Here is a 14360-nt window from a genome sequence, read left to right as displayed (position 1 = left end):
CAACATATTAAAGTGTTAAATATGCTATTTAAGAAATAGCATTTAAATAATATAGCAATATAATCACAATAAAAATCAATTATTAAATTTAATGATAATTATAAAAATATCATTGATAAACTATCACATTCAAAAATAAATAACAAAATCATTAAAACATAACCAAGTAATTTATAAAACTTCTATATTAACAACCGATTAAAGAAGTATTACTCTATTGTCGCCATTTATATTTCCATTATTTTCCATATATAAACCATCAAATTCTTGTAATATTTAAAAAGTCAGCTAGGATAGTTAATAATCAACATCAATTACTTTGCCGAATAGTTACTTAACGTTTTAACAAATAAACTTGTTAATATAATTATTCTGACTTTAATATAACGGAAAAACAGATTAATACACTATAAGAAAACAATATAAAAATAAGCACTACATGTAATATTGGCAATATACATTTCCGAGATACAGAAGAATAAACAAAAGTTCTGCCTGCTACCACAACTAAGGACTATCATTATGACAACATCATCAACAATGCGAACTCCAGTCAAACTCCCTCCCATGCCATCGGAAAGCGAAGCCTCAAAAACATATAAATCAGCAGACATGGCGCGCTCCTATCTAGAGGGAGATGATCTTATTTTTACTGACAAAGACGGCTTTAACCGAGCCCTCCGGGATGGTTTTTTCCTCCTGAAAGCACCATCATATATAGATTTTGAACACGGCGATCGATTTGCATACCACTTCTTTGAACCCGCCAAAGAAGGGGACCTTCGCCCCTATACAGGATTCAAGTCATGTACTTTTTCCAATAGTTACGAAGGTTATTTCGACAGAGAGCATGATCAATGGGAACATTTCCGCCTTGAACGGGAACATTGGCACCTTATGCCATCAGAGGTTGCGACACTAGGCCATCATATGGCACACATCGGTATATGCGTACTACGTTCCGTGTTAACTTATATTGGCATTCCTCGTCGTGACTGGGAACTCATTACTAATGGTATTTCAGAAGGGTTAAAAAACCAGATGTTATCGTTTAACCACTTCCGATCAGAGAAAGCCGTCCGAGGTTCTAAATTTCATCGGGATTCAGGATGGGTGACAGTTTTAAGATCAACTGAACGTGGCCTTCTTGCCTATATAAATGATGAGCTTTTAGCTATTGATCCTGTTCCAGGATACCTGATCATTAACTTTGGTAGTTCAATCGAAGTGCTGACAGAAAATTTAACCCCGAATGTTCGAGCCAATATACATGGCGTTGCTCGCACAGAAAGAAATGGGCAACGCGATAGAATGTCATATGTCATGTTTTTAGTTAGCGATCTGGCTGGTAATGTCTACAAATATGGTCCCAACGGCCCCATCAAAGTTCAATCCGTTAAAGAGTTTGTTATCCAGGAAGCAAGTCGAACATACGATGATGATAATGATACTTTGTAGATATTTTCTGCACAATAAATCGGGGTTATAACGCAGATTTGAGCTGACAGATACCTTATTATCAGTATCTGTCATATCGATTCAAAGCTAATTCAGATAAAATTTTTTGAAATAATTTAATAATAATTGCTATTGCCGGAATTAAACTTTCTAAAATTGTGTTTTTGTTCACTGGGTTCCTACAATAATAAAAGGGTAAAATTGTGTCATGACGTGGATTTACGATTTATTAAAATAACCACAATTATAGTTGAAAAAACACCTATAAATGTTGTAAAAAAAACGATGCTTATGGAAAAAAGATAAGATATTGTGGAACCTATCAAAGGGCCAATAAACATGGAAAAACCAACAGAAATTGACGTTAAGCCAAATATTTTAGCCGAGTTATCATTAGTTGCGAATTTCTGCATATAAATGGTAACAATAATATTATTCATCGACGATCCTATTCCTATTATTGCCATTGCTAAAAATATAAAAAATAAATTGATTTTATCAGGAAATAAATCGTTAAATTGATTTGTTATTCCTATTAAAAGATACCCCATTCCCCACAAAAAGAATGAAAATAACATAATATTTAAAGATATGTTAATCCTATACTTTCCAAATACTAAACCAATTAAAACACCTGAAACACCAGAAAGACACATAGCAAAACTATAATGGCTGCCATTTAATCCCTGCTCCATAAAGCTAAGAGCTATTAAGCTATCTGATAGATAACCAAAACACGTTAAAGTGGAAATAACAATAAATGAAAACAATATTTTATTATCTTTCATTATATTAAAGTAATTAATTAATGATATCTTGTTTTTTTTGCGATTAACATTGATCAACGGTTCTGAAACAAAAACATACAAGACTGCTGAAATAAAATAAAGGATTGATATTAAAATAAGAATCTGTTTTGTTGAGTAATAAATGAGAATAAAACCTAAAAATAACGGGGCCGACATTTTATATATTTGAAATAAAACCTGCCAATAACTAAAGTTTTTTTCAAATTGATTGGTTGATATGTTTTTTAATATTTTAAAATTAGAAGGTCCTAAAAATAAACGAAGGATGTTTTTAATAAAAGAATAAAGAATATATATATTAATGTCATCAATATTGTATTGAAAAGTGGTAATAACACCGCAAAGTACCGAAATGATAATAATGTACTTTTTGGGTTTTATATTTTCATCTACAAATGACGAAACATAGGGCGTTAGAAATAGTAATGATGCAGCATATGAAATTGTATATAAAGACGAGTATATCGCTCCACCATTCCAGTGATATGTAATTAGCGTGAATGATATTATCATCTCCAAATACAAGGTGAAAGAATTCCCTGAGGAAGCTAATATTAATTTTCGAAATTCTTTATCCATTATTTCCCTCCAACTAAAACAGCCTCATTAAATATAGCACTTGCAGTAATTACATTCTTTTTAGTATTTCCACTTGAATAATATTCACTATTGATTTAATTACTGCATCTTTAGTTAAGGTGTCAGTATCAATAATTTTCCAAGTGTCATCATAAAACGTCTGGTATTGATTAAGAACGTGTTTTTGATATTCTATAAAATCATATTTTTCATTTTTCTCTAATTTTCCTGATTCACTAGGTTTTAATATTTTTTTCCTTTTTTCAGCAATGCCTGGAGGAACATCAAGATATATCACCATGTCTGGTTTTGTGTTTATAGATAGAACCGATTTACTTAACTTTGCTAATTCCGTGGATTTAAGTAAGAATCTTGCTAAATATTTATAATACCAACTATCACATATAATAATTTTACCTTCTAATAAACAAGGTTGAATAATTAAACTATCTAAAACAGAAAACCATGATGCTATCAATAAAATCCAGTGCCGGTCCCCAAGTTCACCCAATGGAGCTGAAATGTCATAATCCCAAAGGACATCTCGTATTTTTCCCATGTGATACATACTATACCCAGATGGTAATAAAGGATAATTCTTATCTAAAAAAACAATATTATTATAATCTAGAGATAAAATATCATAAACTTCGCGTGAAATTGTTGATTTACCTGCACCATCATTTCCTTCAAAAGCTATAAATAAACCGCGTTTAATCATTTCTTTTTTCCCCGTAGTACGCTTCAGTATCAAGTGAATTTCTACCACTACCGATAATAAATGGTTTGAATCCATATTTTTGATATAATTTATGCATTTCAGCATACGTTTTATAAATATCTTCAAAAATAGGTCTAGGATGATTTTGATATTCAGAACCATGATCGGGATGAAAGACTGCTACCGCTGGAACTATGCCATTTTTTGAAAAAAATTCCATTCCTTGTACTAAATCATTTAAAGGTTATAACCCCGCTACAAACCCAACATAAACATTGCCTTTACCTAACTCTGAAACAGCAGCCAAGTATGCTTCTAATAGATTATCTCTCCCATAGTCCTGTGATTTACCAGGACATATCTGATCAAATAATTTAGGATTAAATATTTCTAAACTAATAGCCCAGCTATCAACAAACTCAGAAATCCCCTTTATTTTATTTAGATCTCTAGGGGGCATTGATATTAGATGACTGTTAAGTTTGTTTTTTTCACAAAATTGTACCATTTCCTAAAATAACTTCTTGAGGTACGGTATGCGTTGTTTCTAATTTAGAGCTATCACTTGTTCGATACGCCCTTCTTTTAGGAATAAAATTTCGTCATTAGTCAGTGACCTAAATGCTTGTGCTGTTATCACATCCATTTTATTCTCCTCTAGGATTCTTTTTACAAATAAATTTGATTAAAATTTAATTCAGCATCCTAATAATAACAGTGTTTTTTAATTCAGCTATGTAATAGTTAATATATTTGTGGGTGCCATCACAACTAAAAATATAACCCATTGAAAAAACTGTAAATTATTTGTTGCTTTTTGTATAAAATTTATATCAAGCTTGGTATGCTTTCCAAGAGGTTTATTTAATGTAATTATTTGAATTTATTGTTATTATTTCTTCGGTCATGTATTCAATGCAGTGTTCATCATGTAAAATTCTGTCATTTATTAAAGAATTCTTGATGGCCAAAATACACGTTTTTATTATCCTTTCAGTCACCGTATTCTTCGTTGGCGCCACCGAATTCATGTTGTCATCCATGCTTACCCCTCTTGCAGTCGCCTTCGGGACAACGGCGATCGGAGCATCCTGGCTGGTATCCAGCTATGCATTTTCCTACGCTCTGGCAGCACCTATATTTGGGTATTTTTCAGATCGTATTAACAGAAGCAGATTACTTATGATTTCTCTGCTGTTTTTCGCCGCAGATGGCCTCGCTATCACTCTTGCCCCCACTCTTAATATCGCAATCACGCTACGAATTTTTGGCGGTATAGCATCAGCGGTAATCATACCCACCGTATTTGCCTTGATCGCCGATATCATTCCCTATAATCGCCAAGCCGGAGCGATGGGTATCGTTATGCTCGGTATGACTTTTGGCATTGCATTCGGTCCAGCTTTAGCCGGGATATTGACAAATTTAATAAATTGGCAAGCGCCGTTTTTATTTAGCTCACTTGGCAGTGTCGTTACATTCATCATCGGGATCTACTGCCTGCCATCAAAAACTGCGCCTCTACAGCCAACAAACCAGCGCTTAGTCTGGTTTCGGCAATGGTCGGTTGTCAGGCCGCTCATTGCAAAAGGAGCGTGGAATGGCACCGGCGTCTCTGCTTTTCTTTTGTCTGGAGAAGTCTTACGTCAACGGTACGGATTTGGCCCCACTGAAATCGGTCTGACCGTTGCAACCTTTGGTGTTGGCTTAGGGTTAGGTAATCTGTCCGCTGGTTGGCTTCGTAAGCTTTGCAGTCGAGAATAAGTGATTTTAGTTTTGGTCAGTTTGCTACTGACTGGTGTGATCTCAGTTTTTATGCTGGTTCCGCTTACGCTCCTAGGTTCTCTAGGATGTTTAATATTCTGGGGTGCCGCGCTGGGCGTTGGAGCGCCTGCAAGTACCGTCGTTTTGGCAACACGAGCAGGCCCTAACAAAGGTATGGTTCTGGCCTTTGCAGAAACATTCAATAATCTGGGGATTTTGTGCTTAGTGCCATTAGCCACTATCGGGTTAGTCGCAGGAGGTTCAAGCTCAGCAATGGCCGTGCTATTCGTCGGATTGGTCATCGGCCTTACATTGACAATATTAGATTGCTAGCTGACGCGCTCGGCAAATCCTTCTCTATGAATCTTCCCCCTCTGGCTTTATTTCCCCACCGTACATTTGATGGGGATATTGAATAGTTATTGTGTCCAGAGGGACATGAGTAAATTTTCAGTTACAACCAGAATAACCAAGCAAACAGAGAGATGATCGCGATACAGGCAATATTCAGCACTATACCCACTCTGACCATTTCAGTCTGTTTAATATGACCGGAGCTGAAAACAATCGCATTAGGTGGTGTGGCAACCGGCAACATAAAAGCACAGGATGCCCCAAATCCGATAATAAGTGTCAGCGTCATTATCGGCATCCCCAACGCTTCCGCAACGGTTGCGAATATCGGTACTAGCAACGCGGCGCTGGCTGTATTACTGGTAAATTCAGTCAGGAAGATAATAAATGCTGCTACCGCAACAATAATCACAAACCAGTGGCTTGCGCCAAAAGTAGCGGCCATCCCATTCGCCATGATTTCACTAGCGCCTGAATTTTTCAAAATAGCGCTTAAAGTCAGACCACCGCCAAACAGCATCAACACACCCCACTCGGTGTTATTTTGAATCTGGGACCAACTCGCCACCCCCGTTATACCAATCAGAACGGCAGCACTGACAGCAATAATGGTATCCAGATCTTTCACGCCCCCTAAGGCAGAACTGATAACCGTACTAAAGATCCAGCAAAATACAGTTAATAGGAAGATCAGCATGGTCATTAGACGCTTACCAGTCCAATCCAGTTTTTCCAGCTTCATGTCGAATTTATGATTCAAATTCGGGCGCAACATCAAATACATAACACCAACCATCATTGGCATCAGAATAACCACCAACGGAACCCCAAATTTCATCCAATTGAAGAAATCGATGCCCAGTTGAGCCGCAGCAATCGCATTTGGCGGACTTCCCACCAAAGTACCTAAACCACCGATACTTGCACTATAAGCCACGCCTAACAGCACAAATACAAATGTATGGCGTTCAGAACGTGCATCCAGATTGGACAAAATACCTAATACTAATGGCAGCATCATCGCAGCAGTCGCTGTGTTACTGATCCACATGGAAAGGCCAGCCGTTACACCAAACAACAACATCACCGCTACAGACAAACGTCCACGGGCAATCATCAGCAGACGGTTAGCAATCAGTCTGTCCAATCCTTGAATGTGAAGTGCAGTTGCTAAGGCAAAGCCACCAAAAAACAGGAAGATAATGGGATTAGCAAAAGATTTCAGTGCATCTCCCGTATTCATCAATCCCATACCAACCGCCAGAATTGGAATACATAATGCAGTAATAGTGACGTGAATAGCTTCGGTAAGCCACAACACACCAACAAATACCATCAGTGCTAAACCTGCATTAGCTTTTTCACCAAACGGCAATGTATTAAGTAGAATAAATAGTAATACAACATCAGCAGCCAGAATAATTAAGCCTTTTTTATTCGAAAAATTTAGCTTCATGGCTGGTGTTAAAGATTCAGAAGCATCCATTGGTAACTCCATTAGCGCCGGTGATATCTGATCCACCATTGCTACAATTGTTAAAAAAATACAAGGCGTGTGAATATAAGGAGTCTTCTCTAGGAAGCAAATGCAGTTCTTTGAATTTTGGGATCTAAAGCGCAAGAACCAATCAATTAAATCATAATAGACGGTGTTTTATACAAATTTTTGTTGTTACATCACATTATTACACCTTTATAGGTATAGGAAACCGTTACGTTTTATGCAGTTTTTTTAGGCACAAAAGCAGGTGAGTTTTACTTCTCCTCAAGTTGATAATAAACCCATTTAAAAAATGAGAGAGCGTTTTAGCATCAACGGTGGTTAAAAATCTGGCGAATTAATTTACCAGAAAGGTTATAGGTTGGACGGGTATTTAAACATTAACAAGACCATTTTTTTCGTTTTTCACTGATAGCTTTATGATGGTAGGCTTTAAACTGTTATTAAAAACCACTATTTAAATTTCTGGTTTTAATCGTACAAAGTTTTAACCTTTTTCATTAAACTAACACTTAGTTTTTCCTTCTTATATAATTTATTTTTTAGATTTAAAACCAGAGAGGGTAACAGATATGCCAATAACTTTAAGACACCCCTCACTCCTTTAATCATTTTTAATGTGATTAAATAAAATTTTTTATCCCTTTTTTCGCAGCTAATCGGGTTAATCCTGTTAAATACTTTGATATAACATCATACTTTTGTTATTGGATTAATCCTATCTATTTAGTCACTCTATTAATCAAATTAAGACCTGTTTTCTCTTCCAATGTCAGTATAACATCGAGTTTTTCACCCACTCTTAAAAACCTTTAATCACTTATTTTTATCTTTAATGATTAAAGTTTTTGCCTGCTTTTTCATAATGTGCTTGTCTTTTTTCCAGATTTTAAAACCATTTTGACAGATAAAAAATGACTTTTCTTAACCCTATTTAATCATTTTCAGATAAAGAATGGTTAATCTTATTTGAATAAATGAAAATTTCTATAATCTTTTGTTTTAAAATGACACGAAAAACGATAATCCACATGATTTAACTTGAGTGAATAGGGCCATAAGCTATAAAATTATTTTTTTATTTGATTATAAAAAAGATCGAAAATCAATATACACGTCACATTTCTACACTTAATTAAACCGATTACATAAACAACTAACTTTTTTTCACATTCCATCCAGCACACTTCATATTGTGATTCTTCATTAAAAACATAATTATTCATTGTGCCGTAAAAGTGATAACCTTAACATGGAAGTTTTTACAGTTTTACAGTTTTACAGTTTTACAGTTTTACAGTTTTACAGTTTTACAGTTTTACAGTTTTACAGTTTTACAGTTTTACAGTTTTACAGTTTTACAGTTTTACAGTTTTACAGTTTAATCATGATGGGTGAAATTATGAAAGATAAAACTATGAGTTTCTCTGTAAATAAAGATCTGGATGTTCATTCAAAAAGCTTTGACGCCTTCATTTCATACATGGAAAACAGCAACGATCTTTGGATCATAAAAGACAGCGAATCTCGGTTCGTCTATGCTAATGATGTTGCACTCTATTACAGCGATCTTCCTAAGGGTTTTAACATAGAAGGTAGGCTTGATAGTGAATGTCCAGCTCCGTGGTCTGAGGTTGCAGATATTATACAAGCTAACGATAAAAACGTAATGACCAGCCAAAAAACCATTCCGGTACTAAACACTTTCACTTATGGTGGGAGAGAAAAAATGATCCAACCATTTTTAGCCGATCTTACACCTTTAATGAAGGACGGAAAATGCATTGGAGTTGTTGGTCACGGTAAAAAACTTGAAATTTATTCCATGTACCATTTTGAAAACAATAGGCATCCTGAATCATTAACTTTTGGCACACCAACTGATTTATTTACTGATAGAGAGTTCGATATAGTGTTTTTTGCGTTGCAATCACTAAGCGCTAAAGATATAGCTAAAAAATTAGGTATTTCATATAGAACAGTACAAAGCAGGCTACATATCATTTATCAGAAAATAGGAATAAATTCATTAAGCCAGTTAAAAGAATATTGCAGGGGTAAGGGATATGATAATTACGCTCCTACCCGATTTATTAACCCGAATCCCTATATACCTCTAGTATAACAATGAACCGCACTGTTATCGTCATTAAGCAATTAGGGTTCTGCCTGGCAGAGCCTTACACTTGGTTTCTCTCACATTCCATCCAGAATATTTCATTTTGCAATTATTTATTAAAAAAATGATTAATAATAAAAATTTTACACAACATAGAATATTAGTATATGGAAGATAATTACAGGAAACTGCTCCTCTGTAAAATCATCCGCACCAAATAGGTACCCAAAAACTCATAAATATAATTATCCATTGTGTCGCAAAAGTGATAATTTTACATGGGAGTTTTTACAGTTTAATCATGATAGGTGAAATTATGAATGATAAAACTATGAGTTCCTCTGTAAACAAAGATCTGGATGTTCATTCAAAAAGCTTTGATGCTTTCATATCGTACATGGAAAACAGCAACGATTTTTGGGCTATAAAAGACAACGAATCTCGATTCGTCTATGCGAATGATACTATGCTTTATTACAGCGGCCTTCCTAGGGGGTTTAACATAGAAGGTAGGTTTGATGGTGAATGTCCAGCCCCATGGTCTGAGTTTGAAGATATTATACAAGCTAATGAAAAAAACGTAATGATGAGTAAAAAGACCATTACGGTACTAAACACCTTAACTTACGGTGGGAGACAAAAAATAATTCAACCATTTCTGGTCGATGTTACACCACTAATGAAGGATGGAGAATGCATTGGGATTGTTGGGCATGGTAAAAAACTTGAAATTTATTCCATGTACCATTTTGAAAACAACATTCACCCTGACTCATTAAATTTTGGCAAACCAACTGATTTATTTACTGATAGAGAGTTCGATATAGTATTTTTTGCGTTGCAATCGCTAAGCGCTAAAGATATAGCTAGAAAATTAGGTATCACATATAGAACGGTACAAAGCAGGCTACATATCATTTATCAGAAAATAGGGATAAATTCATTAAGCCAGTTAAAAGAATATTGCAGGGGTAAGGGATATGATAACTATGCTCCTACCCGATTTATTAACCCGAATCCCTATATACCTCTAGTATAACAATGAACCGCACCGTTATCGTCATTACGCAATTAGGGTTCTGCCTGGCAGAGCCTTACACCTTGGTTTCTCTCACATTCCATCCAGCATATTTCATTTTACAATTATTTATTAAAAAAATGATTAATAATAAAAATTTTACACAATATAGAATATTAGCATATGGAAGATAATTACAGGAAACTTCTCCTCTGTAAAATCATCCGCACCAAATAGGTACCCAAGAACTCATAAATATAATTATCCATTGTGTCGCAAAAGTGATAATCTTACATGGAAGTTATTCCAGTTTTACCGTTTAATCATATAGGTGAAATTATGAAAGATAACACTATGAGTTTCTCTGTAAACAAAGATCTGGATGTTCATTCAAAAAGCTTCGACGCCTTTATTTCATACATGGAGAACTGTAATGAGTTCTGGTATATAAAAGATAAAGAGTCGAGATTTATCTATATGAATGATTATGGACTTCATCATAGCGGACTACCCAAAGGGTTTAATGTTGAAGGTAAACTGGATAGTGAATGTCCGGTTTATTGGTCTGAGGTTGCTGACATTATTCAATCTAATGATCGTAGAGTGATGGAAGAAAAAAAAGTCATTCCTACTTTGATTACATTTATGTATGGCGGTAGGGATAAAATTATTCAACCATTTATGGCGGATGTCACGCCTTTGATAAAAGATGGAGAGTCGATTGGCGTAGTAGGCAGAGCTAGGAAGCTAGAGGTTTTTTCAATGTATCATATGGAAATTAATAAACCTCCTGAATCATTATCATTTGGCAACCCAACTGAAATTTTTACAGATAGAGAGTTCGATATAGTGTTTTTTGCACTGCAATCACTAAGCGCTAAAGATATAGCTAAGAAATTAGGCATTTCATATAGAACGGTACAAAGCAGGCTACATATCATTTATCAGAAAATAGGAATAAATTCATTAAGCCAGTTAAAAGAATATTGCAGGGGTAAGGGATATGATAATTACGCTCCCACTCGATTTATTAACCCGAATCCCTATATACCTCTAATATAACAATGAACCGCACTGTTATCGTCATTAAGCAATTAGGGTTCTGCCTGGCAGAGCCTTACTCCTTGGTTTCTCTCACATTCCACTCAGCATATTTCATTTTGCAATTATTTATTAAAAAAATGATTAATAATAAAAATTTTACACAACATAGAATATTAGCATATTGAAGGTGATTACAGGAAACTGCTCCTCTGTAAAATCATCCGCACCAAATAGATGCCCCAAAACTCATAAATATAATTATCCATTGTATTGTAAAAGTGATAATTTTACATGGGAGCTCTTACAATTTAATCATATAGGTGAAATTATGAAAGATAACACGATGAGTTTCTCTGTAAATAAGGATCTGGATGTTCATTCAAAAAGCTTTGACGCCTTTATATCATATATGGAAAGCAGCAATGATATTTGGGCTATAAAAGACAACGAACATCGATTCATCTATGCCAACGATGCAATGATTTATTACAGCGGTCTTCCTAAAGGCTTTAATATAGAAGGGAGGCTTGATGGTGAGTGTCCAGCACCGTGGTCTGAGTTTGAAAATATTATACAAGCTAGTTGTGATGTTGTAATGACGAGTCAAAAAACCATTCCAGTATTAAACACCTTGACTTATGGTGGGAAACAAAAAATGATCCAACCATTTATGCTCAATGTTACCCCCCTAATGAAGGATGGGAAATGCATTGGGGTTGTTGGTCACGGTACAAAACTTGAAATTTATTCCATGTATCATTTTGGAAACAACATTCAGCCTGACTCATTAACTCTTGGCAAACCAACTGATTTATTTACTGATAGAGAGTTCGATATAGTATTTTTTGCATTACAATCGCTAAGCGCTAAAGATATAGCGAGAAAATTAGATATCACCTATAGAACGGTACAAAGCAGGCTACATATCATTTACCAAAAAATAGGGATAAACTCATTAAGCCAGTTAAAGGAATATTGCAAAGGTAAGGGATATGATAACTATGCTCCTACCCGATTTATTAACCCGAACCCCTATATTCCTCTAGTATAACAATGAACTACACATTCTATTAGGGTTCTGCCTGGCAGAACCTTACACCTTGGTTTCTCTCACATTCCATCCAGCATATTGCAATTATTCATTAAACACATAATTAATAATAAAAATTTTACACAATATAGAATATTAGTATATTGAAGATGATTACAGGAAACTGCTCCTCTGTAAAATCATCCGCACCAAATAGGTGCCCAGAAACTCATAAATATAATTATCCATTGTGTCGTAAAAGTGATAATTTTACATGGAAGTTTTTACAGTTTAATCATGATAGGTGAAATTATGAAAGATAACACTATGAGTTTCTCTGTAAACAAAGATCTGGATGTTCATTCAAAAAGCTTTGACGCCTTTATATCGTACATGGAAAACAGCAACGATTTTTGGGCTATAAAAGACAAGGAACATCGATTCGTCTATGCCAATGATACTATGATTTATTACAGCGGTCTTCCTAAGGGTTTTAGCATAGAAGGGAGGCTTGTTAGTGAGTGTCCAGCTCCGTGGTCTGATCTCGAAGATATTGTACATGCTAGTGATGGCAATGTAATGACGAGTCAAAAAACCATTCCAGTACTAAACACCTTCACTTACGGCGGGAGAGAAAAAATAATCCAACCATTTTTGGTTAATGTTACACCACTAATGAAGGACGGAGAATGTATTGGGGTTGTGGGGCACGGTAAAAAACTTGAAATTTATTCCATGTATCATTTTGAAAACAACAGGCATCCTGAATCATTATCATTTGGCAACCCAACTGAGATTTTTACAGATAGAGAGTTCGATATAGTATTTTTTGCTTTGCAATCATTAAGCGCCAAAGATATAGCCAAAAAATTAGGCATCACCTATAGAACAGTACAAAGCAGGCTACATATCATTTACCAGAAAATAGGGATAAATTCATTAAGCCAGTTAAAAGAATATTGCAGGGGTAAAGGATATAATAACTATGCTCCTACCCGATTTATTAACCCTAATCCCTTTATACCTCTGGCATAACAATGCACAGCATTGCTGTCGTTACTATACCATTAGGGTTCTGTCTAAACAGAATCCTATGCGCCGACCAAAACTCGCTTAACAACGCGAAAAGAGTTTTGTGGGATACCTCACATGAACGTTATCACGGTCTTACAGTTCAATCATGATAGGTGAAATTATGAATGATAAAACTATGAGTTTCTCTGTAAACAAAGATCTGGATATTCATTCAAAAAGCTTTGATGCCTTCATATCGTACATGAAAAACAGCAATGATGTTTGGGTTATAAAAGACAAGGAACATAGATTCATCTATGCCAATGATACTATGATTCATTACAGCGGTCTTCCTAAAGGTTTTAATATAGAAGGGAGGCGTGATGGTGAATGTCCAGCACCGTGGTCTGAGTTTGAAAATATTATACAAACTAATGATAAAAATGTAATGACGAGTCAAAAGACCATTCCGGTACTGCACACCTTCACTTATGTCGGAAAAGAAAAAATAATCCAACCATTTCTGGTCAATGTTACACCGCTAATGAAGGATGGAGAATGCATTGGGATTGTGTCGCACGGTAAAAAACTTGAAATTTATTCCATGTATCATTTTGAAAATAACATTCATCCAGAATCATTAACTTTTGGCAAACCAACTGATTTATTTACCGACAGAGAGTTCGATATAGTATTTTTTGCGTTGCAATCGCTAAGCGCTAAAGATATAGCAAGAAAATTAAGTATTACCTATAGAACGGTACAAAGCAGGCTACAATTTATTTATCAAAAAATAGGAATAAATTCATTAAGCCAATTAAAAGAATATTGCAGGGGTAAGGGGTATGATAATTATGCTCCTACCCGATTTATTAACCCGAGTCCCTATATAACTCTAACATAACAATGAACCACCCGTTATCGTCACTATGCCATTAGGGTTCTGTCA

At 35.1% G+C, this 14360-nt stretch carries 14 protein-coding genes; 9 read left to right on the top strand and 5 right to left on the bottom strand.

Annotated features, from left to right (window positions below; all coding sequences use genetic code 11):
* The first annotated feature begins 522 nt into the window (after positions 1-522).
* On the top strand, positions 523-1458 hold the full coding sequence (locus EAE90_RS07930; RefSeq protein WP_214053041.1) for a 2OG-Fe(II) oxygenase family protein: 936 nt from the start codon (positions 523-525) through the stop codon (positions 1456-1458).
* Between the two features lie 206 nt (positions 1459-1664).
* Here EAE90_RS07930 and EAE90_RS07925 read toward each other — a convergent pair whose 3' ends face one another.
* From EAE90_RS07925 to EAE90_RS23730, 4 genes are read right to left on the bottom strand one after another with little or no spacing between them, the layout of a single operon-like run.
* The gene (locus EAE90_RS07925) at positions 1665-2846 is read right to left on the bottom strand and encodes an MFS transporter (RefSeq protein ID WP_214053040.1); all 1182 of its coding nucleotides are present in this window, start codon (positions 2844-2846) and stop codon (positions 1665-1667) included.
* A gap of 49 nt (positions 2847-2895) precedes the next feature.
* On the bottom strand, positions 2896-3567 hold the full coding sequence (locus tag EAE90_RS07920) for a dTMP kinase (protein WP_214053039.1): 672 nt from the start codon (positions 3565-3567) through the stop codon (positions 2896-2898).
* Positions 3560-3787: a hypothetical protein gene (locus tag EAE90_RS23735; RefSeq protein WP_232832529.1), complete on the bottom strand. Its 228-nt coding sequence runs from the start codon at positions 3785-3787 to the stop codon at positions 3560-3562. The genes EAE90_RS07920 and EAE90_RS23735 overlap by 8 nt, the downstream gene beginning before the upstream one ends.
* Positions 3788-3811: 24 nt before the next feature.
* Entirely contained in the window at positions 3812-4075 is a 264-nt protein-coding gene (locus EAE90_RS23730; RefSeq protein WP_246550486.1) for a hypothetical protein, read from the bottom strand.
* 455 nt (positions 4076-4530) lie between these two features.
* Here EAE90_RS23730 and EAE90_RS07910 point away from each other — a divergent pair, with 455 nt between their 5' ends.
* Both EAE90_RS07910 and EAE90_RS23725 read left to right on the top strand, forming a co-directional pair.
* A complete protein-coding gene (locus EAE90_RS07910; RefSeq protein WP_246550484.1) occupies positions 4531-5331 on the top strand; it encodes an MFS transporter in 801 nt (266 codons plus the stop codon).
* Positions 5332-5664 carry a hypothetical protein gene (locus EAE90_RS23725; RefSeq protein WP_246550482.1) on the top strand — a complete coding sequence of 111 codons (333 nt, stop codon included), beginning with the start codon at positions 5332-5334 and terminating at the stop codon, positions 5662-5664.
* Positions 5665-5785: 121 nt separating this feature from the next.
* On the opposite strand, the gene EAE90_RS07905 is transcribed toward EAE90_RS23725, so the two are convergent.
* On the bottom strand, positions 5786-7171 hold the full coding sequence (locus EAE90_RS07905) for an SLC13 family permease (protein WP_214053038.1): 1386 nt from the start codon (positions 7169-7171) through the stop codon (positions 5786-5788).
* Positions 7172-8588: 1417 nt separating this feature from the next.
* Here EAE90_RS07905 and EAE90_RS07900 point away from each other — a divergent pair.
* The 6 genes from EAE90_RS07900 (at position 8589) to EAE90_RS07875 (ending at position 14315) form a co-directional block, all read left to right on the top strand.
* Positions 8589-9311 (top strand): helix-turn-helix transcriptional regulator, encoded by a 723-nt coding sequence (locus EAE90_RS07900; protein ID WP_214053037.1) that lies wholly within the window; start codon positions 8589-8591, stop codon positions 9309-9311.
* A gap of 310 nt (positions 9312-9621) precedes the next feature.
* Positions 9622-10344 carry a helix-turn-helix transcriptional regulator gene (locus EAE90_RS07895; protein WP_214053036.1) on the top strand — a complete coding sequence of 241 codons (723 nt, stop codon included), beginning with the start codon at positions 9622-9624 and terminating at the stop codon, positions 10342-10344.
* A gap of 318 nt (positions 10345-10662) precedes the next feature.
* Positions 10663-11385, top strand: coding sequence for a helix-turn-helix transcriptional regulator (locus EAE90_RS07890; RefSeq protein WP_214053035.1), 723 nt, complete (start codon positions 10663-10665; stop codon positions 11383-11385).
* Between the two features lie 310 nt (positions 11386-11695).
* A complete protein-coding gene (locus EAE90_RS07885; protein ID WP_214053034.1) occupies positions 11696-12418 on the top strand; it encodes a helix-turn-helix transcriptional regulator in 723 nt (240 codons plus the stop codon).
* A gap of 291 nt (positions 12419-12709) precedes the next feature.
* Positions 12710-13432 (top strand): helix-turn-helix transcriptional regulator, encoded by a 723-nt coding sequence (locus tag EAE90_RS07880; RefSeq protein ID WP_214053033.1) that lies wholly within the window; start codon positions 12710-12712, stop codon positions 13430-13432.
* Between the two features lie 160 nt (positions 13433-13592).
* Positions 13593-14315: a helix-turn-helix transcriptional regulator gene (locus EAE90_RS07875; protein WP_214053032.1), complete on the top strand. Its 723-nt coding sequence runs from the start codon at positions 13593-13595 to the stop codon at positions 14313-14315.
* Positions 14316-14360: the final 45 nt, after the last annotated feature.

Source organism: Photorhabdus caribbeanensis (assembly GCF_018448885.1).
Taxonomy (GTDB): domain Bacteria; phylum Pseudomonadota; class Gammaproteobacteria; order Enterobacterales; family Enterobacteriaceae; genus Photorhabdus; species Photorhabdus caribbeanensis.
This window is presented reverse-complemented; position numbering and strand designations above follow the sequence as displayed.

Excerpts from the sequence above, each read along its gene's own strand:
- EAE90_RS07890 (WP_214053035.1), top strand. The coding sequence starts at position 10,663 with ATGAAAGATAACACTATGAGTTTCTCTGTAAACAAAGATCTGGATGTT.
- EAE90_RS23735 (WP_232832529.1), bottom strand. The coding sequence starts at position 3,787 with ATGGAATTTTTTTCAAAAAATGGCATAGTTCCAGCGGTAGCAGTCTTT.
- EAE90_RS23730 (WP_246550486.1), bottom strand. The coding sequence starts at position 4,075 with ATGGTACAATTTTGTGAAAAAAACAAACTTAACAGTCATCTAATATCA.
- EAE90_RS07885 (WP_214053034.1), top strand. The coding sequence starts at position 11,696 with ATGAAAGATAACACGATGAGTTTCTCTGTAAATAAGGATCTGGATGTT.
- EAE90_RS07930 (WP_214053041.1), top strand. The coding sequence starts at position 523 with ATGACAACATCATCAACAATGCGAACTCCAGTCAAACTCCCTCCCATG.
- EAE90_RS07880 (WP_214053033.1), top strand. The coding sequence starts at position 12,710 with ATGAAAGATAACACTATGAGTTTCTCTGTAAACAAAGATCTGGATGTT.
- EAE90_RS07925 (WP_214053040.1), bottom strand. The coding sequence starts at position 2,846 with ATGGATAAAGAATTTCGAAAATTAATATTAGCTTCCTCAGGGAATTCT.
- EAE90_RS07920 (WP_214053039.1), bottom strand. The coding sequence starts at position 3,567 with ATGATTAAACGCGGTTTATTTATAGCTTTTGAAGGAAATGATGGTGCA.
- EAE90_RS07905 (WP_214053038.1), bottom strand. The coding sequence starts at position 7,171 with ATGGATGCTTCTGAATCTTTAACACCAGCCATGAAGCTAAATTTTTCG.
- EAE90_RS07910 (WP_246550484.1), top strand. The coding sequence starts at position 4,531 with ATGGCCAAAATACACGTTTTTATTATCCTTTCAGTCACCGTATTCTTC.
- EAE90_RS07875 (WP_214053032.1), top strand. The coding sequence starts at position 13,593 with ATGAATGATAAAACTATGAGTTTCTCTGTAAACAAAGATCTGGATATT.
- EAE90_RS07895 (WP_214053036.1), top strand. The coding sequence starts at position 9,622 with ATGAATGATAAAACTATGAGTTCCTCTGTAAACAAAGATCTGGATGTT.
- EAE90_RS07900 (WP_214053037.1), top strand. The coding sequence starts at position 8,589 with ATGAAAGATAAAACTATGAGTTTCTCTGTAAATAAAGATCTGGATGTT.